Consider the following 20,939-nt stretch of genomic DNA (forward strand, 5'->3'; position numbering starts at 1 on the left):
CCATGCGCATGGTCCGCTTCGGGCTCTTCGCCGAGTGCCTGCTCACCGGCGTGTGGATCGCCCTTGCGTCCCTGCCGCTCGTCACCCTGCCCGCCGCGCTCGCGGCCGGCGCCGCCCACCTGCGCCGCCACCTCGCCCACGAGCGGGGCGGGCTCCCCGAGTTCGCGTCCGACGTCCGCGCCGCCACCCGGCACGGCGGCCTGCCCGCCGGGCTGGCCGGCTGGGCGGCGCTCGCCCTGGTGGCGGCGGACCTCGCGGTCGTACGGGCGGGAGGCCTGCCGGGCGGAGCCTTCGCCGGCGCGGTCGGGGTCCTCGCCCTCCTCGGGCTCACCGTCGCCGGGCTGAGGGCGGCCGTGGCGTGGAGGCCGGGCTCCTCCTGGCGTGCGCTGACCGCCGCAGCCGCGCACCGGACGGTACGGGACCCGGCCGGATCGCTCGTACTCGTCTGCGGGTTCGCGGTGATCGCGGCGTCGGCGTGGTTCGCCCTGCCGCTGGCGGCGCCCGCGCTCGGCATCGTCACGGCGGCGGCCCTCGCGCTGGAGCGGCGGGCGGCGGCCTAGGAAGCGACGGCGGAAGGGGGCGTGCAGGGTCGCCCCCACAGGGGTTGGCGGCGTCGAGAGGGCTCCCTGGCGCGGCACCCGCGGCCGCCGACCCCGAGGAGGTGAGCCCGGAGGGCCCCCGACCCGTCCCACCGGCGGGACCGACCCCCACACCACGGTCCCGTGGCACACCCAACAAGCCCCGTGGAAAGGAACCCCATGTCCCCCATCCCCCGCAGAGGTCTCCTCAAGGCCGCCGCGGCCGCCGGCGCCGCCGCCCAGTTCAGCTGGGCGCTCGGCCAGGACACCGCCCAGGCGGCCCCCGCCGCCGCAGCGGCGGCCGACGCGCCCGTCACCGTCACATGGCTGGAGTCCGGCGGCCTCGGCGCCGCGCCGGGCTCCACGTTCGGCGTCCCGTGGCCCAAGGGCGCCCACCCGTCGGGCCGGACGTTCACCCTGACCACCGCCGACAACGCGAAAAGCGTCCCCGTGCAGACCTGGGCCACCGCCTACTGGCCCGACGGCTCCCTCAAGTGGACCGCCCACGCGGTCGGCCCCGAGGCGGCCGGCACCGACACGTTCACGCTCACCGCCGGGACGCCGGCCGCAGCCACCCGCCAGGTCACCGTGACGGAGACCGACCGGCGGATCACCGTCGACACCGGCACGGTCAAGGCGGTCGTCTCCAAGGACGGCGAGAAGCTCGTCGAATCCGTCACCCGCTCCGGAACGAGGATCGCCACCGACGGCCGCCTCGTCCTCCTCAGGCAGAGCGACCTCGACGACGGCGACCAGGGCAACGCCAAGTGGGAGCGGTTCGACGGCACGATCGACCGCGCCACCGTGGAACAGCGCGGCCCCGTCCGGGCGGTGGTCCGCATCGACGGCAAGCACCGCAAGGGCAGCCGCAGCTGGCTGCCGTTCAGCGTACGGCTGTACTTCTACGCGGGCGCCGAGTCGTTCCGGATGGTCCACACCATCACGTACGACGGCGACCAGAACAAGGACTTCGTCCGAGGCCTCGGCGTCCGCTTCACCGTCCCCATGCGCGACGCCGCCTACGACCGCCACATCCGTATCGCGGGCGAGGGCAAGGGATTCCTCACCGAGGCCGTCCAGGGCATCACAGGGCTGCGCCGCGACCCGGGCGCCGCCGTCCGCGCCGCCCAGGTCAAGGGCGAGAAGCTGCCCGACCCCTCCACCTGGGACCAGCGCGTCACCAGCCGCCTCCAGTACGTCCCCCACTGGGGCGACTACACCCTGTCCCAGCTTTCCGCCGACGGCTTCACCCTCCGCAAGCGCACCAAGCCCGGCCACGGCTGGATCACCGCCGGGGGCGGCGGCCGGGCGAGCGGCTTCGGGTACGTCGGCGGCGTCAGCGGCGGACTCTCCTTCGGGCTGCGGGACTTCTGGGAGAAACACCCCGCCCAGCTCGACATACGCGGCGCGGCCGGCGACGCCGCCGAGGTCACCCTCTGGCTGTGGTCTCCCGAGGCGCAGCCCATGGACCTGCGCTTCTACCACGACGGCATGGGCCAGGACACCTACCCCGAGCAGCTCGAAGGCCTCAACATCACCTACGAGGACTACGAGCCCGGCTTCGGCACCCCGTACGGCATCGCCCGCACCAGCGAGCTGATGTTCTGGGCCAACGCCACAACCCCGAGCGCCGACACGCTCGTCGCCCAGGCCGCCGCCGTCCGCACCCCTCCGCAGCTCGCCGCGAGCCCGCGGGACCTGGCCCGCGCCGGGGTCTTCGGCGGCCTGTTCGCGCCCGTCGACCGGTCCGTCCCCGCCAAGGCGAGGATCGAGGACCAGCTGGACTTCCTCTTCACGTACTACAAGGACCAGGTCGAACAGCGCCGCTGGTACGGCTTCTGGGACTACGGCGACATCATGCACACCTACGACGAGGACCGGCACCAGTGGCGGTACGACGTCGGCGGCTACGCCTGGGACAACTCCGAACTCTCGCCCGACCTGTGGCTCTGGTACGCCTACCTCCGCTCCGGCCGCGCCGACGTCTTCCGCTTCGCCGAGGCCATGACCCGCCACACCGGCGAGGTCGACGTCTACCACCTGGGGAAGTGGGCCGGACTGGGCACCCGGCACGGCGTACAGCACTTCGCGTGCAGTGCGAAACAGCAGCGCATCTCCACCGCCGTCTACCGCCGCCCCTACTACTTCCTCACGGCCGACGAACGGGTCGGCGACCTCATGCACGACCTGGTCGACTCCGACGAGACGTTCCTCGTCCTCGACCCCATCCGCAAGATCCGCACCGAGCCCTACACCCCGGACCGCAACGCCCTCTCCATCGGCTTCGGCACCGACTGGAGCGGCCTGGCGGCGGCCTGGCTCACCGAGTGGGAACGCAAGGGCCCCAAGGCCGCCAAGGCCGAGGCACGGCTCCGCTCCACCATGGAGACCATCGCCGCCCAGCCCAACGGCTTCGTCCAGGGAACGGGCCTGTACGACCTCGACACCGGCCGTTTCGCGGTCGCGGACAAGCCGGTCGTCGGCGTGTCGCACCTGTCGGCCATGTTCGGGCTCGTCGAGATGTGCGCCGAGCTCATCGACCTCATCGACATGCCCGCCTTCGCCAACGCGTGGCTGGACTACTGCCGCTACTTCAACGCCACCAAGGCGGAACAAGCCGCCCGGTACGGCTCCCACTTCGGCAACCTGCTGCTCTTCCAGGGCCACTCGCGCCAGGACGCCTATGCCGCCGCCCGGTTGAAGGACGACAAGCTGGCGGCGCGCGCCTGGCAGAAGTTCTCCAACAGTGACGGCTACACCACGGCCATGAAGTGGGAGAAGACCCCGCTCCAGGGCCCCGCCGTCCTCGAACCCGGCTACGAGAACCTGCGCATCAACACCAACGAGACGGCCCTGTTCGGCCTCGCCGCCATCCAGAACCTCGCCCTGATCGGGGACAGGATCCCGAGCTGAGCCGCTCGTCCCAACCAGCCGGGAGCCGCTCCTCAGGGGAGCGTGTGCGTCACCGTCACGGCCGGCCCGAACGCGATCCGGGTGAGCGCCCCGTCGTCCGCCCACCGCACCTCGGCCGTCTCCTCGTCGGCGCGCTCCACGCTCGCCACGCCCGCGAGCGGCTCCGGCGCCGGGGACGCCGTCAGCGAGGCCAGCGCCACCAGGACCGCCGTGCCGCCCCCGGAAGGAGGCGTGGACAGCCGGGGGAGGGTCGCCCAGCGGGTGAACGCCGTTCCCTGCGGGGCGCGCTGCTCATCGGAACGCTCCCAGCCGTGCAGACCGTGCAGCTGGGAGCAGAGCGGCTCGTCCGGGCCCGTCGCCCACCCCGACAGGTGTGTCCGCGCCCCGGGCGGGAGGCCTATGAGCCGTTGGACCCGCAGCTCGTACCGGCCGCGCGCCACCGTCACGCTCTCCACCCGCAGCCCCGGCACCGTCGGCGACCCGGCCGGGAACACCGGCCGGTGCCAGGAGGCGGCCCAGCCCCAGCCGTCTCCCTGCCCGGCGCCCAGCGGCCGGATCCGGCACCGCACCGACGCCACCCCGCCGACCGCCACGGACAGGTGGTTGTCGGGCGCGTTGGCGGCGGACGTCGGGCCCGTACGGGTGGAGTAGGCGAGCCGCCCGTACAGCACGTCGTACGCGTCCGCCGAGTCGCCCTGGGCGGGGTGGAGGTGATCGCTGCCGTGGTTGTGGAGCCGGGCGATGCCGTCGGCGGCGGTCGTCTGGACCAGCAGTCCCGGCGCGGGCAGCGCCAGCACCCGGTCATCGCTCTCGGCCGGGGCCGCCTCCTCCCGTACGGTCCACAGGGGGTCGTCCGCCGGGACCAGCAGCGCCACGAACGCCTTGGACGCCCAGTAGGGCGAGGCGGGCCCCGAGTACGGCTGGAGCGTCGCCTCGTGCGGACCGTGCCAGCCGGGCGTCAGCAGCCCGTCGCGCGCGTCCACCGCGCCCCGGTCCAGGAAGTACCGCAGGCAGCCGCTCAGCAGCCGCCGTGAGACGCCTGGCGCCAGCGGCGTGTGCCCGGTCAGCGTGCCGAGCCCCACCGCCGCGCCCGCCGCGAAGCGGTACGTCAGCGAGCGGCCGAAGTGCACCGGGGCCCCGTCGCCGCCGAACAGCAGGGACAGCCCCTCCAGGTGCTCGCGCAGCCGTGGCCCGTAGACGTCCAACAGGGCCTTGTCGCCCGCCAGATGGGCGTGCAGCACCGGGTAGAAGTGCAGCGCCCAGCCGTTGTAGTGGTCGAACGCCCGCCCGTCGCCGTCCGCGTACCAGCCGTCGCCCCGGTACCAGGTCTCCAGCAGGCCCAGGCCCCGCTCGATCGCCCGCGCCGTCCCGGCGTCGCCGCGCCCCACCGACTCCAGGAACCCGGCGACGGTGAGCGGGAAGAGGTACCAGTTGTTCGGGGCGGGCGTGTGCCGCAGCGCGCCCCGCAGCCACTGCTCGGCCCGGTCCTGTACGCCGTCGTCGAGGCGGTCCCACAGCCACGGCCGGGTCAGCCGCAGCCCGAGCGCCACGGACGCCGACTCGACCATCGGCTGGCCCTGGACGTGGTGGTCGAGGACCAGCGGCCACGACTCGGCGTCGTCCCGGCCGGGGTGCCGGGTCCCGGCGGCCAGCCCGTCCGCGTGCCGGCCGAGCAGCCCGTACGGGTCCTCCCCGCCGGCGCCCGCGACGCGGAACGCGGCGGCCAGGAACGTCCGCGCGTACCCCTCCAGGCCGTCGGAGCGTACGCCGGAGCGCGACGGCCGCCCCGGCAGGTCCAGCAGCGCCCCGCCGGGCGTCGCCCAGCGCCACGCGGCCCGCACCAGCCCGTCGGCCGTCGCCTCCCAGTGGGCGCGGGTGAAGCCCGTGTACGGGCTCGACTCCCGGTCGTCGGGCGGAAGTCCGAGGTTCTCGCTCATGCCAGGTACGCCAGCCTCTCGCGCCGTACGGGATGGGCGAAGCCGTCGCCCGCGGCCCAGCGGGCCACCTCGCTCACGGTCAGCTCCGCGAGCCGCCGCCACTCGTTGCCCTGCGAGCCCGCCAGGTGCGGGGTCAGCAGCACGTTCCCGCAGTCCCACAGCGGGTGCCCGGCCGGCAGGACCTCCGGATCGGTGACGTCCAGCACCGCGTGGATCCGGCCCGCGAGTACCGCCTCGGTGAGCGCCTCCTGGTCGACCACCGCGCCCCGCGCCGTGTTGATCAGCGTCGCGCCGGGGCGCAGCGCGGCGAGCAGCTCCCGGCCGACCAGCCCGCGCGTGGCGGGCAGCAGCGGGGTGTGCACGCTCACCACGTCGCTCCCCGAGAACAGCTCCCGGAGGCCCGCCTTCCGTACACCGAGGGCGGCCGCCTCGTCGTCGGTGACGTACGGGTCGTGGAGCAGGACGCGCAGGTCGTAGGGGCGCAGCAGCTCGATGACGCGGCGCCCGACCAGCGAGGCGGAGCAGATGCCCACCGTACGGCCGTAGTTGCCGAGGGCGCGGTCGACCCGCAGCGGGTCGTCGCGCTCGCGCGAGACGCGGTGGTCGCGGGCGCGCTCCAGGACGCGCTTGCCGGACAGCAGGATCATCGCGACCGTGTACTCGGCCACCGGCAGCGCGTTGGCGGCCGCCGCCGACGACACCTCGATGCCGCGCTCCCAGCACGCCTCGGTGACATGCGCCCGGACGCTGCCGCCCGAGTGCGCGATGGCGCGCAGCCGTGGCGCGGCGGCCAGTGCGGCCTCGTCGACGGGCGGGCAGCCCCAGCCGGTGACCAGCAGCTCGGTGCGGGCGAGCACGGCGCGGGCCCGGTCGGTCGTCAGATCGTCGAGTACGGGTGGGGGCGCCAGGTCGCAGACAGCCGCCAGTGCCTCGCGTTCGGCGGGCCCGAAGACGGCCGCCGCCGCGTCCTCGCTCATGGCGAGGGCGGCGCGCGGCGGCGGACGGTGGGCGCGCGCGGTCGGCATCGCATCACTCCAAGTCGTCGACACTCCATCGACACCGGCATGGTGATCGAGCGACACCCACCCGGTCAAACGATCAAACGATCACCGGGTGCGCGCCGCCAGCTCCGCGATCGCGCCGGGGCCGACCCGGCAGCAGCCCCCGACCAGCCGCGCGCCCGCCTGCCGCCAGCCGGCCACCCGCTCGGCCGAGAACGTCGGACGGCCCCGCCAGGCCCGGGCCCCGGCGTCCCACTCCTCGCCGCTGTTGGGGTACACCACCACCGGCTTGCCCGTGACGCGTGCCGCGACCGCGACGGCCCGGTCGGCGTCCTCGGGCGCGCAGCAGTTCACCCCGACGGCGACGATCTCGTCCGACGCGGCCGCGACCGCGAAGGCCTCCTCCAGCGGCTGGCCCGCGCGTGTGGAGTCCCCGGCGACCGTGTACGACAGCCACGCCGGTACGCCGAGCCCGCGCACCGCCCGTACCAGGGCCCGTGCCTCGTCCGTGTCCGGCACGGTCTCCAGCGCCAGGGCGTCCGGGCGGGCGGCGGCCAGCACCTCCAGCCGGGGTCGGTGGAACCGTTCCAGTTCGGTGACGCTCAGCCCGTACCGGCCCCGGTACTCCGACCCGTCGGCCAGCATCGCGCCGTACGGCCCGGCGGACGCGGCCACCCACAGCGGCCGCCCGGGCGCCTTGGCCTCCGCCCGCCGGGCGGCCTCGCGGGCCAGTTCGACGCTCAGCGCGATCAGTTCGGCCGCCCGGTCGTGCCCGATGCCGCGGTGGGCGAAGCCTTCGAAGGTGGCCTGGTAACTGGCGGTCGTCGCGACGCTCGCGCCCGCCTCGTAGTAGGCGAGGTGCGCCGCGACGATCGCCTCCGGCCGGTCGGCGAGGAGCCGCGCCGACCACAGGTAAAAAAGGTCGCTCAGGTCGTGGCCGGCGGCTTCCAGCTCGTTGGACAGCCCGCCGTCGAGGACGACGGGCGAGCCCGACGCGGCGAGCGTCTCGGTGAAGGCGGGGGCGGCGGCGCTGGTCATGAGGCCGAAGCTAGTCCAAGACGCCCGGGCATGGGGAACGGATCACCGGGTAGCAGGGGTCTCACACGGACAACCGGCGCTTGTCGTCAGGAAGGAGACCTGCCGTGCTGATGGCCCACCCCGCCGTCCTGAACAACCTGGTCGAGCAGTACGAGACCCTCGAGCTCCTGCACGCCGAGGCCGGCACCCCCGAGGTCCGGGAGCGCATGGACGACATCGCCCGCACCCTGTGCGTCGCCACGGGCACCAGGGACGTGGACGTGGCCCTGGTCGCCGCCCGCCACCGCCTCCCGGGCGCCCGGCCGGAGGACGACTCGCTGCTGACGGCCTGACCCGTCGGCGCCCGTCTCCGTCACTCTTTAGGTGGCTTCCTGCGGGCGATCCGCATCCCCGGGGCCGGTTGGCCTGTCTTGCCGGTAGCGGTGTATTCGGGCAGCGTCGCCGCGGCTGCGCGTACGGGAGTGTGGACTTTGAACAGCAGGACCTTCAGCCGCTTAGGGGCGGTGCACGTCACCGTCTGGACCGTGCTGGCCACCGGGGCGGCCGCCGCCCCGGCCCAGGCGGCCCCGGTGCGGCCACCGTCGATCACCGCCAAGGGCGGTTTCGTGATGAACACCGGCTCCGGGGCCGCCCTTTACGCGAAGGGCGCCGACAGCCGTCTTCCCACCGGATCGACGGCCAAGATCATGACGGCGCATGTGGTCCTCTCGCAGAAGAACCTCGACCTGGACGCCAAGGTCCCGGTCCAGATGGCGTACAGCGACTACATCGTGGCCAAGACCGCCTCGTCGGCACGGCTGATCGTGGGCGACAAGGTGACCGTCCGGCAACTGCTGTACGGGCTGCTGCTCCCCTCCGGATGCGACGCCGCGTACGCCCTGGCCGACACCTACGGGACCGGCTCCACCCGGCAGGCCCGGGTGAAGTCGTTCGTCGGGAAGATGAACTCGGCGGCCACCGGCCTCGGCCTGAAGAACACCCACTTCGACTCCTTCGACGGCATCGGCAACGGCAAGAACTACTCGACACCGCGCGACCTCACCCGGCTCGCGGTCCAGGCGATGAAGAACCCGACGTTCCGCGCCATCGTGAAGACGAAGTCGACCAAGCAGCGGGTCACGACGAAGAACGGCGGCTACCGCGACATGTCGTGGACCAACACCAACAAACTGCTCGGCACCTACCGTGGAGCCATCGGGGTCAAGACCGGCTCCGGCCCGGAGGCGAAGTACTGCCTGGTCTTCGCCGCCACCCGGGGCGGCAGGACGGTCGTCGGCACGGTCCTGGCCTCCTCCTCGGAGGCCAACCGCAACACGGACGCGACCAAGCTCCTGGACCACGGATTCAGGCAGTAGCCCCCGGGGACCGCCCCCGCACGGGCGGGGACGGTCCCCGGCCCCCGGGACCGGGCCCGGCCGTGACCGGCGTACGGGCCGCCCGCGCGCCTGCCGCTCGCCGTCCTCGATGGCGCACCGACCCACCGCGACGCGCGTCTGTGACCGGTCCGGGTCAATCACCGGATGACCGGGTTCAATCCCGCGCGACCCGTTGACCTTCCCGTAGCACACCCTTACCGTTTCGCCGTTCGGTATTGCAGATGGCGTTCGGGATCCCGAACAGACGGTCGTGGCAAGGTTGTTGGGCCCCGGACGCCGGGACGGAAGGGCACACCGTATGAGTGACACATCCCCCACCCGCAGACTGCTCCTCCAGGGCGCCCTGGCCGCGGGCGCGCTCGGCGCCGTACCAGGCGTGGCGAGCGCCGCCCCGCACCGCCCGTACGTCAATCCGCTCGTGCGCAACCGGGCCGATCCGCACATCCACCGCCACACCGACCGGCAGTACTACTTCACCGCCACCGCCCCCGAGTACGACCGGATCATCCTGCGCCGCTCGCGCACCCTGCGCGGCCTCGCCACGGCCGAGGAGGCGGTGATCTGGCGCAAGCACGGAAGCGGCGACATGGGCGCGCACATCTGGGCGCCGGAGATCCACCACATCGACGGCAGGTGGTACATCTACTTCGCCGCCGCGCCCGCGGACGACGTGTGGAAGATCCGAATGTGGGTGCTGGAGAACCCCAGCCGCGACCCCTTCAAGGGCACCTGGACCGAGAAGGGGCGGATCGTCACCGCCTGGGACACCTTCTCGCTCGACGCCACCACCTTCACGCACCGGGGGTCCCGCTACCTCGCCTGGGCGCAGCACGAGCCCGGCATCGACCACAACACCGGCGTCTTCCTGTCGAGGATGGCCAACCCCTGGACCCTCAACGGCCCGCAGATCCGGCTCACCACGCCCGAGTACGACTGGGAGTGCGCCGGCTTCAAGGTGAACGAGGGCGCCTCGTTCATCGAGCGCAACGGCCGTGTCTTCATGACGTACTCCGCCAGCGCCACCGACAGCAACTATTGCATGGGCCTGCTCACCGCCGACGCCGACAGCGACCTGATGGACCCGGCCTCCTGGACCAAGTCGCCGCGGCCGGTGTTCACCAGCAACGACGCCACCCGGCAGTACGGCCCCGGGCACAACTCCTTCACCGTCGCCGAGGACGGCCGCACCGACGTCCTCGTCTACCACGCCCGCCAGTACAAGGAGATCAGCGGCGACCCGCTGCACGACCCCAACCGCCACACCCGTATCCAGCGGCTCGGCTGGAAGAGCGACGGCACCCCCGACTTCGGCATCCCGGTCGCCGACGGCCCCGGAGCCGGCGCATGACCATCGGTACGAGACGCGCCGCCGTCCTCGCCGCCGCCGCGCTCACGGCCCTGACCGCCGTCCCCGCGCAGGCATCGGCACCGTACGGCCAGGGACTGGACCACTGCACCGGCACCGCGCCCGTGGTGTGCCACTTCGACGTCCCGCCCGGCACGTACGACGTCACCGTCACCCTCGGCGGCGACCGTGCCGCCGCCACGTCCGTCACCGCCGAGACGCGCCGCGCCATGCTGCCGGAGACCGCCACCGCGGCCGGGCAGTACACCCGGCGGGCCTTCACCGTCGACGTCCGCACCCCGGAAGGCGAGCCCACCGGCCCGGCCGGCACCCCCGGACTCGACCTGGCCTTCGGCGGCCCGGCGCCCGCCCTGTCCGCGATCCGCGTGACGCCCGCGCCGAGCGCCACCCGGCGGACCGTCCTCATCGGCGACTCCACGGTGTGCGACCAGCCGGGCGAGCCGTACGCCGGCTGGGGGCAGCACCTGCCCAGCCTGCTGAAGCGCGGCACGGCCGTCGCCAACCACGCCGACTCGGGCGAGAGTACGGTCACCTACCTCGCCGACCCGGCCCTGTTCCCCACGGTCCGGCAGACCATCCGGCGCGGCGACCTCGTCCTCATCCAACTCGCCCACAACGACAAGCAGACCGACGCCCCCACCTACCGCGCCGGCCTCACCGCCCTCGTCGACGGCGTCCGCGCGGAAGGCGGCCGACCGGTCCTGGTCACGCCCGTCGTCCGCCGCTGGTTCGGCCCCGACGGCACCCTCAACAACAACACCGCCCTGCTCGTCAACGGCCTCGGCGTCGACCACCCGGCCGAGATCCGCGCCCTCGCCGCCGGCCTGGGCACCCCGCTGGTCGACCTCACCGCCCGCACCAAGCAACGGGTGGAGACGCTCGGCACGGAGGCCTCCAAGGCCCTGTACCTGACGAACGAGAAGCGCGACAACACCCACACCTCGGTGCGCGGGGCCACCGAATACGCCGGGTTCGTCGCCGACGAACTCCTCGCCCAGGGACTGATCAGCCGGTCGGCGCGCCGCTGACCCCCGGCCGCTCACGGCCCCGCCCGCCCGGCCACTCGCCGGCCCGGGCGGGGCAACTCCCACGAGACGGTGCGCCCATGCCCGACGCCACCCCGTTCCCGCGCCGGGCGTCTACCGCACCACGCCCGGGGCGTACGCGGGAGCCGGCACGCACTGCGCGCGCAGCGCCGCGAGCGCGGACCAGGCGTCGTGCGCACCGAAGACCCGGGGCGGCCCCGGGCGCGGGCCCATGACCGCGTAGTGCACCGGCAGGAAGGACAGACCGCCCCAGGGCTCCACCGTGTGCGCCCGCGCCAGCACCCCGCCGCACCGTGCGCATCCGATCCATGGAACCAGCACATGGCCCGTACCGGACGAGGGAAGCGGCCGGGCGTCCGGATGCTCGATCAGCCGCAGGGGAGGGTCGTTTTCCTCGGACCCGACCACGGCGCAGCACAGCAGCCGGGGCATGAGCGCGTCGCCCATGCCCCACTCCCGCACCAGCACCGCGATCTCCACGAGCGTGGTCTCGCTGATGACCACCCGCCCGGCCTGGAGACCGGACACCAGCGCGTCCAGCCCCGCCTCCTGTTCCCCTATGTCCCAGCAGTCCCGGACCAGGGTGGCCTCGGGCTCGGGCAGCAGGTCGGCAAGGCGGTACCAGAGAGTAACTTCATCGATCACCCGCCGAGGCTATCGGGGCGGAGGTGACGGCCGGCGACCAGCCCTCCACCTGGTCACTAGGCCTCCACGACACCCAACTGCCGCATAAGGCCGAGGTCGTCCACGTTCCACCAGCTCTCCGCGATCTTGCCGCCCTTGCAGCGGAAGGTCGCGTGACCCGTGCCGGTCACATCCCGATTGGTGGCTTCGATGCCCTTGTACGCGCCGACATGGCGGCCCTTGAACGACATCCGCAGGCACACCAGGTCGCCTTCGGCGACCAGTCCCTCGATGGTGCACGTAGGCTGGAACGCCTCCATGATCTCCCGGTCCTCCGCCTTGGCGGTCGCCAGGTCCGCGTCGTACGTCGACAGGGACGGGTCGTGCTCACGGTAGTCACTGGTGCACAGGCCGTCGGCCGCGTCCACGTTCCCCTTGTTGATCACCTCGTCCACGAACTTCTGGACGACCAGCTTGTTGAGCTGCTCGTCGCGGACGACGTCCAGGTCCGTGAAGGTGGGCTCGCCGTCACAGAGGGCCGTCATCTCGCGGAAGATGCGGTCGGTCTCGGGCAGATTCGAGTTCTCCATCGCCTCCTCATAGGAGGGGAATTCAACGATCTCCAGCACATGGGTGGAGTCCGAACGGTCCCGGCCCATGATCGCGTGGGTGGCCGTCCGCTTACCCTGCGTCGCCTCGGCCCAGCTGTCCAGCAGCCGGTTCATCTCGTCGACCCTGTCGGTCTTGCAGTCGATGATCTGGACGAATGTCATGACGCCTCCCGCCATTGGAAACGACTGCGCTGCTTTCAGCGTAGGACCGTTGGGCGCAGACGGCAGGCGGGCAGAGGCCCGTCACCGCGAGGGCGCGGCGAGTCCGTTGAGCGCCGTGGCCAGCTGGGCACGGGAGCGGACGTCGAGCTTCTGGTAGATGCGGGTGAGCCGCGCCTCGACGGTCTTCACGCTCAGATACAGCTTGGCCGCGGCCTCCTGGTTGCTCGCCCCCTCCCCGACGAGCCGGGCGAGCCGCAGCTCGGCCTCGGTCAGCCGGGACAGCGCGCTCCCGGCGGCGGGCGGCGGGGCCGAGGAGTCGGCGGGGGAGGGGTTCTCGGCGGTCAGCCCGAGCCACGGTACGGCCCCCGCCCGCTCGAACACGGCGGCCGCCGCCTGCATCGCCGCCTGCGCGGCCGACCGTCTGCGGCGCCGCCGCTCCACCCGCGCGAGGGCGATCAGGCAGCGGCCCTGCTCCAGTACGAGCCCGTGCCCGGCGAACCGGTCGGCGGTCCCCACCAGCAGGTCGACCGCCTCGTCGGTCTTGCCGCCGGCCGCCAGGCACAGCGCGTACACCCGGTCGCAGCCCAGCAGCACGGTGGTGCGGCCGAGCCGCTCGGCGACCGGGCCCACGTCGGCGAGCAGGGCCTGCGCCTCCGGCAGGGCGTCGCTCGCCAGCAGCGCCTCGGCCAGCTCCTCGTGCCAGCGCAGCATCGAGGGGTCGACCGTGCACTGCGCGTTCTCACCGTCCCGGACCCGACGCAGCGTCTCCAGCGCGCCCGCCACGTCCCCGGTGACCAGCTGGACCCGGCCGAGCGCGTACAGACCGCGCGCCAGGAAGACATGGTCGCCCTCCTCCTCCGACGCCCGCACGCTGCGCCGCGCGTACCCGGCCGCGCGCGCGAAGCTGCCGCCCGCCGTCTCGGCGAGCGCCAGCGCGTACCAGGCGGGCCCCGGCGACAGGCCCGCCTCCAGCGTCAGGGCGAGCGACCGCCCGGCGTGCGCGAGGGCCGCCGCGCACTGGCCGCGCCGGGTCTCGACCTCGGCGAGCGTACGGAACAGCTCGATGGCGTCCTCGACCGGGCCGCGCCGCTCGACCAGCGGCAGCAGCGCGTACAGCTGGTCCCGTGCCTCGGAGAGCCGGTCGTCGAACAGGGCGTGACGGATGGTCAGGATCTGGGCGCTGTTGCGGACCCCCAGCGGCCGGTCGGTCATCTCCAGCGCCCGCGCCTCGGCGAGCGTCCGCTCGGCGTCCGGCGAGCCGAGCACCCGGTCCATCCGGGCTTGCTGGGTCAGCGCCTGCGCGGCGGTGTGCCGGTCGCCCACGGACATCGCGAGCGCCGCCGACTCGACCGCCGCGGCCCGGGACCGCACCGGATCGCCGTCCGCGAGGACGTACTTCACCGCCAGCCGCAGCTGCACGGCGGCCCGCAGCGCCGGCTCCCCCTCCGAGTCCTCCATGGCGTGCACATAGATCTCGTCCAGATCGGTCAGCCCCTGCCCCGCCGTGTCCAGTACGGCGAGCCGCGCCCGCACCCGGTCGGCGGGCGTCGCGTCCCGGGCCAGCAGGTCGGCCGCGGCGCGCATCGCGAGATCCGCGCGGGCGGCCCGCCCGGCCTCCTCGGCGGCCTCCACCAGCCGCTCCAGCCGGCGGCGGCCCAGGCTCGCGGGCGTGGTCTCGGCGGCCAGCATCGCCAGTTCGGCGGCGAGCGCGCTGTCGCCCCGCCGACGGGCCGTGTCGGCCGCCTCCGCGACCTCGGCGGCCAGGTCCTCGTCGGGCACGTCATTGGCCAGCGCCCGGTGCCGTACCGCCTCCACCGGGTCGTCGGCCACTTCGGCGAGCGCGGCGTGCCCCCGGCTGCGCTCGGTCCAGCAGGTGTCGTGGACCAGCGTGGACGGCAGCAGCCCGGCGGTGAACGCGACCGTCCCGTCCTCGGTCAGCGATATCAGCCCGGCGCGCTCCGCGGCGGCCAGCTCCGCCTCCGCCGTCGGACGGCCCGCCCGGCGCAGCAGCGCCGTGGTCGGGCGCAGCGCCAGGGCGGCGAGCAGCAGCGTGGCCCGTACGGGGGCGGAGGCGGGCGCGAGCATCCGGCGCGCCACATCGCGGGCGCGCCCCGACAGCGGCAGCGCCTCGGCGTGGTGCACCGGCGTCCGCGCGTCGGCCAGCGACCGGCCGACGGCGAGGGCGAGGCGCGGGTTGCCGCCGCTGGCGCGGTGGATGCGTCCCGCCAGCCGGGACGGCAGCCGGTGGTGGACCAGCAGCTCCGCCATCTCGTCGGCCTGGAGCGGCGGCACCAGCAGGACGTCGGCCTCGGACGCCACCCACAGCGGCATGGGCGCGCCACCGCTGTCGGCCCCGCCACCGGCGTACGGAGCCGGGGTCTCGACGGCGACGACCCGCAGCGCGGGCGGCGCGAGGTGGAGGGCGAAGCGGAGCAGGTCGGCGCTGTCGGCGTCGATGCGCTGGGCGTCGTCGACGACGAGGAGGACGGGCGACCGTTCGGCCAGGGTCCGCAGGACGCCGGCGAGGGCCAGCCGCAGCGCGATCGGGTCCCGGCCGACGGCCGGCGCGGCGGACTCGCGGCACAGCACGGCGACGGCGTCCCGCTGCGGCCCCGGCAGGCCGTCGAGCGCGAAGGCGGGCACCGAGGCGATGAGCGCGGCCGCGGCCGCCCCGGCCATGTCGCGGTCCGCGGGTTGCGGGGCCAGCCACACGACCGTCTCCCCGCGCGCCGAGGCCTGCTCGGCGGCCGCCTGGGCGACCTCGGTCTTGCCTACCCCGGGAGGCCCGGTGAGCAGGGCCCGCCCGCGGGAGTGCAGGACGCGATCGAGGCGGGCGAGCAGCTCGGCCCGCCCGACGGGCGCGGCGCGGTCTGACTGCCCGGAGCCGTACGTCGCGGGGACGCACGGCGTGGCGGGGTACGGCGTCGACCTCACCTGCGACCACCACCCTCCGCCCGCGGACCCCCCGCCCACGGGCCCCCTGCCCGTGATCTGTCTCGCGAGCGCAGCATACGAACTCGGCCACGGGAGTCCAGGTGTCCCGTCCGGTATGTGGACGAACACACAAGCGGGCGTGCCCGCGGCGATTTGCCGCGAGCACGCCCCTGACCTGTGGATTTGTGTGTCCTGCCGGTGGATCAGAAGGTCAGGCCCCACGAGTCGATGTAGCCGGTGTCACCCGACGCCACGTCCCTGACCTGGAGCTTCCAGGTGCCGTTCGCGACCTCGGCGGAGGCGTCGACCGTGTACGTGGCGAGGACGTTGTCGGCCGAGTCGCTGCCGCTGGAGTTCTTCAGCCGGTACGCGGTGCCGTCCGGGGCCACCAGGTCGATGACCAGGTCGCCGCGCCAGGTGTGCTTGATGTCCACGTCGACCTTGAGGGCGGCGGGGGCGTTGCCGGTGAGGCCGGTGACGGAGATCGGGGACGTCGCGGTGGTGTTGTCCGAAATCGTGACGTTCGTAGCGTTGGTGAACGCCGTTCCGGTACCGGGGGTGGGGGTACCGGTCACGGCGTTCACGGTCTTCGCCGCGTCCGCGATACCGGCGCCGCAGCCACCCGTGCAGGTGCCGGGCAGCGGGCGGGCGTTGGCCTTGATGGCGGACTCGATCTCGGCCGGGGTCAGGGTCGACTTGGCCGACTTGAGCAGCGCGGCGAGCCCGGCGATGTGCGGGGCGGCCATCGACGTGCCCTGGTAGGGCTTGTAGTTCTCCAGCGACTGGGTGGTGGTGCCGGAGTTCAGCGTCGAGAGGATGCCGTTCTCGGGGGTGGTGACGGTGCCGGGCGTGTCGGTGGCGCGGCGTGTCTCACCGCCCGGGGCCGAGACGTCGATGATGGTGCCGTAGTTCGAGTAGAACGAACGGTTGCCCTCACGGCTGGTGGACGCCACGTTGATGACGTTCGCGCAGTTGGCGGGCGTGAAGCCGGACGCGTTGGCGTTGCTGTTGCCGGCCGCGACGACGACGGTGGCCCCCCGTGCGACCGCCCCGTCGATGGCGTTCTTGTAGACGGTCGGGCAGGTCGAGCTGGCGCCGCCGAGGCTCATGTTGATGACCTTGGCCGGGTTCGGGTTCGCCGGGATGCCGGGGACCGAACCGCCGGAGGCCCAGGTGATCGCGTCGGCGATGTCCGAGGACGAGCCGCCGCACTTGCCGAGCACGCGCACGTGCTGGACCTTCGCCCCGTACGCGATGCCCGCGACGCCCTTGGCGTTGTGGGTCGACGCCGCGATGGTGCCGTGGACGTGGGTGCCGTGCCAGGAGGAGTTGCTCGCCCGGGAGCCGGTGCCGCACTCGCCGTCCGTCGCGTTCCAGTCGCCCTCGTCCTTGGGGTCGCTGTCGCGGCCGTTGCCGTCGCGGGCGTCGGCGGAGCTGGAGATGAAGTCGTACCCCGACACGACGCCGGCGCTCAGGTCGGAGTGCGCGGCGTAGCCGGTGTCGATGACTGCGACGGTGACACCGCTGCCGGTCGTCTTGTCCCAGGCGCCGGGTACGTTCATGCCGCCGGTGGGCTCGAAGAGGTCCCACTGCTTGGCGTAGTCGGTGTCGTTGGGCGTGACGGCCATCGCGTAGGCGCGGATGTCGGCCTCCACGGAGGCGACCTGCGGGTCGGCACGGAAGGCGTCCATGACCTCCGTGACGTCCTGCTTCGTCGCCCGGTCGCCGAGGTCGACGAGCGCGGCGCCGCTCGCGAGACGGCGCTCGAACGACAGGTTCTCGCCGGTCTTCGCCGCCTTCTCGGCCGCGTCGCCCTTGGCGGCGGTGTTCGAGGTGGCCTCGGCGGTACGGGACTTGTAGGTGACGATGACCTTGTCCACGGGCGCGCTCGGCAGGGCGGCCGGGGTCATGGCCTGCGAAGCCGGGGCAGCGGGCTTCGGGGTGGGGGTGGCCTCTGCGGCGAGGGCCACCGAGGAGGTGGCGGTCACGCCGAGGATCGTGGCGCTCGCCGCCACGACGGATATGAGTCTCCGCCTGGAACCGTTCAAGGTGTTCCCTTTCAGGGCAGCTCCGGCGACTCCCGGAGCGGCTGACGGTGCAGGGCGCGACGGGCGGCGGGCGCGTGGGGTCCGCGGACGTGCCGTGGGGGTGGCAGTCCGTGAACCCCGGGCTGGGTAGGCCTCTTGCGCCGCCGCCGACGCGACGACCCCTGGGGACGGGGCCGTCACCGGCGGAATTACATGCACCTGACAGTCAGGTGGCTGAGAACCTCCGGTGCGGCAGACAGTAGGGAAACCCGCGATGAACCCGATACGGGGAAAACCCTTGTCACCCCCGCGAGGCTCAAGGGCGGGGGAGAGGGAACCCCCGGCCCGCGCGGGCCCGCACCGCCACCGCCCCGCAGGCCGCCCACGGCTCCGGGCGGGCCCGTACCCGACACCGCCCCGCACCCGCCCACGGCCGGGCGGGCCCGTGCCCGTCCACCGCACCGCAGCCACTCACCAACTGGGCGTGGGCGTACCCGTCCACCGCCCCGCACCTGGCTGACGACCCCGGCGGGGCCGTACCCGACCACCGGCCCGCAGCCGCCGGACGGCCGGGCGGGGCCGTGGAGGGTCGCCCCCGCTGGGGGTCCCCCCACTTGTGGGGGAGGTTGGCGGCGACGAGGGGCACCGTCCTACGGGAGGGTGCCCCGCCGGCCGCGAGGAGGTGAGCCCGGAGGGGCCACGCCCCCACCCCGCCCGCTCGGCGCAGACCCGCGGCCGGGCACCGCCGCCCGGGGCGGGTGGTCGAGCCCCCGGCGCCCCCGACGGCCCCGGCGCCCCCGAGGGCCCGACGGCCCCGGCGCCCCCGAGGGCCCGACGGCCCCGAAGCCCCCGAGGGCCCGACGGCCCCGGCGCCCGCGACGGCCCCGGCGCCCCCGAGGGCCCCCAAGCCCCCGACGGCGGCCGAAGCCCCCGGCGCCCAAGGCCCCAGCCCCCCCCCGCGCCGGACGTACGAAACAGCGCCGCGTACCCGCGGCTCGCGCGGCCCTGCCCCCCAGCCGGGGCCGCGCGAGCCGGCCGCCGTGGCCGGGGCCACGGCGGGTCAGGTGGTCAGAGGCGGGTGCAGGCGCCCGGGACGGCCCACGCCGGGGCCACGCCGGTGAGCTGGCAGATCATGAGGTACAGCGGGATCGGCGGGGTGTACGGCGACGTCGTGCCCGGCCGGTGGATCAGCTGGGGGCGCCGGTCAGGGACGTAGGCGTCCGCCGCGTAGCAGGACGGCAGCGGCCAGCGCAGGTCGGCGTCCGAGCCGGCTGGGACGATCCACCACCACCAGTCCGAGTCGGCGAACACGCACCCGTTGCCGGGCAGCCGCGACAGCAGCCGGAACCCGTACCGCGCCGGCACCCCCACCGCGTCGCAGCCCAGCGTGGCCGGCAGCGTCGACGGCAGCGCCAGCCGCACCTCACCGTCCGGCTCAGCGTTCCGGGCAGGGGCGGGACCCGGCCCCCGCCCGCCACGCGCCGACAGCAGCGTGGCCATCGTCCTCAGCACGCCAACTCCGCCCAGACGACACGCCCCGCCCCGTGCCGCGCGTCATGCGCGCCCCACGCGCTGCTGACGGCGTCCACGAGCAGCAGCCCCCGGCCGCCCTCCTCCGGTGAGCCGCGCCGCAGCCGGGGCTCGGCGGCCGGGCACCCCTCGTCCTGGACCGAGACGCGCAACCGCTCACCGCAGTCCCGCAGTTCGCAGATCACCCGGCAGCTCGCCGTGTGCACCACGGCGTTGGTGACCAGCTCGGAGACGACCAGCGTCACCGCCTCGCACACCGTGCCGTCCACCTCCCACAGCACCAGCCGTGCCTCGACGAGGTGTCTGGCTCTGGCGACCGACTCCGCGCGTGCGGGAAGCTCGAACGAGAAACGGCGGACATCGGCGGAGATCGGGGGTCGTGGCGCTATGAGTCGGGGGGTGAGCGCGTTACCAGGAGCCACGACCGATTCCTAACGTGGGGGCGCGGCGCCGTGCGTCGCCTCTCCCGTGGCGGAGCGCGGCAGCCGCGTGAACTGGTTCACCAACTGGTTCACCGGAATACTTTCCTCCCGACTCGGACACTTGGCAAGTGGCACTCTGAAAATTGCAGAGTGCGGTGTTCTCTCTGACCGTCGCATGGCACACTCATCGAAACAGCGCGTGGGGAGGTCTTAAGTGAGCGAGCCGCGGTCCGCCCCCACCGTGGGACAGGTCGTACTCGGCAAGCGTCTGCAGGATCTGCGAGAGCGGGCGGGCCTGAAGCGGGAAGAGGCCGCTAAGGTGCTCCGCGTGGCCCCGGCCACGATCCGCAGGATGGAGACCGCGGAAGTCGCGCTGAAGATTCCCTACGTACAACTGCTGCTCCAGGCGTACGGGGTCCCCGCCGACGAGGCCGACAGCTTCGTCCGGCTGGCCGAGGACGCCAACAAGCCCGGCTGGTGGCAGCGTTTCCACGACGTCCTGCCGAGCTGGTTCAGCATGTACGTCAGCCTGGAGGGCGCCGCCAGCGTCATCCGGGCCTACGAACCGCAGTTCGTCCCCGGTCTCCTCCAGACCGAGGAGTACGCCAGGGCCATCCTTCGCGGCGGAGCCGTCGGCCAGGTCGGGCACGACGACATCGAACGCCACGTGGCGCTCCGGATGGAACGGCAGTCCCTGCTCACCCGCCCCGACGCGCCGAAATTCTGGGTGATCATGGACGAGACGGTGCTGCGACGTCCCGTGGGCGGTGGCCCCGCCGTCATGCGGGCGCAGATCGGCCGGCTGCTGGAGGCCGCCGAGCTGCCGAACGTCACCCTGCAGATCGCCGAGTTCGCCACCGGCCACCACCCCGGCACCTACGGGCCGTTCGTCCTCTTCCGCTTCGCCATGCCCGAACTCCCGGACATGGTCTACAGCGAGTACCTGACCGGCGCCGTCTACCTCGACGCGCGCCCCGAGGTGGCCTCCCACCTCGAGGTCATGGACCGCATGGCGGCCCAGGCCGCCACCGCACAACGTACGAAGGAAATCCTCACGGATTTCCGCGAGGAGCTGTGAATGGATAGCGCAGAGCGCATATACAACGGCATGCCCGCCGCCGAGCTCGGGGCCGAGGGGTGGCACAAGCCGTGGAGCGGCGGCAACGGCGGCAACTGCATCGAGGCGATGAAGCTGGCCGACGGCCGGGTCGCGGTGCGCCAGTCCGCCGACCCCGACGGCCCCGCGCTGATCTACACCCACGGCGAGATCGCCGCGTTCATCCAGGGAGCCAAGTCGGGCAAGGCCGACTTCCTGCTCACCTGAACCCCCGCCCCCGGCCGGCCCGTGCGCACGACCGGGGGGCGGGGGGCGGA

17 protein-coding genes are annotated in these 20,939 nt (G+C 73.7%); 8 read left to right on the forward strand and 9 right to left on the reverse strand.

The features are described from left to right. Positions 1-8: 8 nt before the first annotated feature. Complete coding sequence (locus AMK26_RS34445; RefSeq protein ID WP_073760280.1) at positions 9-560, forward strand: hypothetical protein; 552 nt, start codon at positions 9-11, stop codon at positions 558-560. A 198-nt stretch (positions 561-758) separates the two neighbouring features. Beyond that, entirely contained in the window at positions 759-3,491 is a 2,733-nt protein-coding gene (locus AMK26_RS34450; protein ID WP_073760060.1) for an exo-rhamnogalacturonan lyase family protein, read from the forward strand. Positions 3,492-3,523: 32 nt separating this feature from the next. On the opposite strand, the gene AMK26_RS34455 is transcribed toward AMK26_RS34450, so the two are convergent. From AMK26_RS34455 to mmuM, 3 genes are all read right to left on the reverse strand, one after another. Beyond that, on the reverse strand, positions 3,524-5,428 hold the full coding sequence (locus AMK26_RS34455; RefSeq protein ID WP_073760062.1) for a DUF2264 domain-containing protein: 1,905 nt from the start codon (positions 5,426-5,428) through the stop codon (positions 3,524-3,526). Continuing rightward, positions 5,425-6,453, reverse strand: a complete 1,029-nt coding sequence (locus tag AMK26_RS34460; RefSeq protein WP_073760064.1) for a hydroxyacid dehydrogenase — start codon at positions 6,451-6,453, stop codon at positions 5,425-5,427. The genes AMK26_RS34455 and AMK26_RS34460 overlap by 4 nt, the downstream gene beginning before the upstream one ends. An 81-nt stretch (positions 6,454-6,534) precedes the next feature. After that, positions 6,535-7,467 (reverse strand): homocysteine S-methyltransferase, encoded by a 933-nt coding sequence (gene mmuM, locus AMK26_RS34465; RefSeq protein ID WP_073760066.1) that lies wholly within the window; start codon positions 7,465-7,467, stop codon positions 6,535-6,537. A gap of 104 nt (positions 7,468-7,571) precedes the next feature. Between mmuM and AMK26_RS34470 the strand changes: the two genes are divergently transcribed. The 4 genes from AMK26_RS34470 (at position 7,572) to AMK26_RS34485 (ending at position 11,237) form a co-directional block, all read left to right on the forward strand. Continuing rightward, positions 7,572-7,799, forward strand: coding sequence for a DUF5133 domain-containing protein (locus tag AMK26_RS34470; RefSeq protein WP_073760068.1), 228 nt, complete (start codon positions 7,572-7,574; stop codon positions 7,797-7,799). A gap of 138 nt (positions 7,800-7,937) precedes the next feature. Further along, positions 7,938-8,822 carry a D-alanyl-D-alanine carboxypeptidase family protein gene (locus AMK26_RS34475; protein WP_198944243.1) on the forward strand — a complete coding sequence of 295 codons (885 nt, stop codon included), beginning with the start codon at positions 7,938-7,940 and terminating at the stop codon, positions 8,820-8,822. Positions 8,823-9,141: 319 nt separating this feature from the next. Then, positions 9,142-10,191 carry a glycoside hydrolase family 43 protein gene (locus AMK26_RS34480; protein ID WP_073760072.1) on the forward strand — a complete coding sequence of 350 codons (1,050 nt, stop codon included), beginning with the start codon at positions 9,142-9,144 and terminating at the stop codon, positions 10,189-10,191. Further along, the gene (locus tag AMK26_RS34485; protein ID WP_073760074.1) at positions 10,188-11,237 is read left to right on the forward strand and encodes a rhamnogalacturonan acetylesterase; all 1,050 of its coding nucleotides are present in this window, start codon (positions 10,188-10,190) and stop codon (positions 11,235-11,237) included. The genes AMK26_RS34480 and AMK26_RS34485 overlap by 4 nt, the downstream gene beginning before the upstream one ends. A 111-nt stretch (positions 11,238-11,348) precedes the next feature. Here AMK26_RS34485 and AMK26_RS34490 read toward each other — a convergent pair whose 3' ends face one another. The 6 genes from AMK26_RS34490 to AMK26_RS34515 all read right to left on the reverse strand — a co-directional run bounded on the left by AMK26_RS34490 (position 11,349) and on the right by AMK26_RS34515 (position 19,565). Next, a complete protein-coding gene (locus AMK26_RS34490; protein ID WP_073760076.1) occupies positions 11,349-11,900 on the reverse strand; it encodes a hypothetical protein in 552 nt (183 codons plus the stop codon). Between the two features lie 56 nt (positions 11,901-11,956). After that, the gene (locus AMK26_RS34495) at positions 11,957-12,652 is read right to left on the reverse strand and encodes an ester cyclase (protein WP_073760282.1); all 696 of its coding nucleotides are present in this window, start codon (positions 12,650-12,652) and stop codon (positions 11,957-11,959) included. An 81-nt stretch (positions 12,653-12,733) separates the two neighbouring features. After that, complete coding sequence (locus AMK26_RS34500) at positions 12,734-15,586, reverse strand: helix-turn-helix transcriptional regulator (RefSeq protein WP_073760078.1); 2,853 nt, start codon at positions 15,584-15,586, stop codon at positions 12,734-12,736. Between the two features lie 203 nt (positions 15,587-15,789). Then, positions 15,790-17,601, reverse strand: coding sequence for a S8 family peptidase (locus tag AMK26_RS34505; RefSeq protein WP_198944249.1), 1,812 nt, complete (start codon positions 17,599-17,601; stop codon positions 15,790-15,792). Positions 17,602-18,681: 1,080 nt separating this feature from the next. Next, entirely contained in the window at positions 18,682-19,125 is a 444-nt protein-coding gene (locus AMK26_RS34510; protein WP_073760080.1) for a hypothetical protein, read from the reverse strand. After that, entirely contained in the window at positions 19,119-19,565 is a 447-nt protein-coding gene (locus AMK26_RS34515) for an ATP-binding protein (RefSeq protein ID WP_073760082.1), read from the reverse strand. The genes AMK26_RS34510 and AMK26_RS34515 overlap by 7 nt, the downstream gene beginning before the upstream one ends. Before the next feature lie 214 nt (positions 19,566-19,779). On the opposite strand from AMK26_RS34515, the gene AMK26_RS34520 reads away from it, so the two are divergent. Together AMK26_RS34520 and AMK26_RS34525 are read left to right on the forward strand one after the other, a co-directional pair. Then, positions 19,780-20,643 carry a helix-turn-helix domain-containing protein gene (locus tag AMK26_RS34520; protein WP_073760084.1) on the forward strand — a complete coding sequence of 288 codons (864 nt, stop codon included), beginning with the start codon at positions 19,780-19,782 and terminating at the stop codon, positions 20,641-20,643. Next, a complete protein-coding gene (locus AMK26_RS34525) occupies positions 20,644-20,889 on the forward strand; it encodes a DUF397 domain-containing protein (protein ID WP_073760086.1) in 246 nt (81 codons plus the stop codon). Positions 20,890-20,939: the final 50 nt, after the last annotated feature.

Source organism: Streptomyces sp. CB03234 (assembly GCF_001905885.1).
Classification (GTDB): domain Bacteria; phylum Actinomycetota; class Actinomycetes; order Streptomycetales; family Streptomycetaceae; genus Streptomyces.

Coding starts and splice junctions, on each gene's coding strand:
- AMK26_RS34445 (WP_073760280.1), top strand. CDS start 9: ATGGTCCGCTTCGGGCTCTTCGCCGAGTGCCTGCTCACCGGCGTGTGG.
- AMK26_RS34450 (WP_073760060.1), top strand. CDS start 759: ATGTCCCCCATCCCCCGCAGAGGTCTCCTCAAGGCCGCCGCGGCCGCC.
- AMK26_RS34455 (WP_073760062.1), bottom strand. CDS start 5,428: ATGAGCGAGAACCTCGGACTTCCGCCCGACGACCGGGAGTCGAGCCCG.
- AMK26_RS34460 (WP_073760064.1), bottom strand. CDS start 6,453: ATGCCGACCGCGCGCGCCCACCGTCCGCCGCCGCGCGCCGCCCTCGCC.
- mmuM (WP_073760066.1), bottom strand. CDS start 7,467: ATGACCAGCGCCGCCGCCCCCGCCTTCACCGAGACGCTCGCCGCGTCG.
- AMK26_RS34480 (WP_073760072.1), top strand. CDS start 9,142: ATGAGTGACACATCCCCCACCCGCAGACTGCTCCTCCAGGGCGCCCTG.
- AMK26_RS34485 (WP_073760074.1), top strand. CDS start 10,188: ATGACCATCGGTACGAGACGCGCCGCCGTCCTCGCCGCCGCCGCGCTC.
- AMK26_RS34495 (WP_073760282.1), bottom strand. CDS start 12,652: ATGACATTCGTCCAGATCATCGACTGCAAGACCGACAGGGTCGACGAG.
- AMK26_RS34525 (WP_073760086.1), top strand. CDS start 20,644: ATGGATAGCGCAGAGCGCATATACAACGGCATGCCCGCCGCCGAGCTC.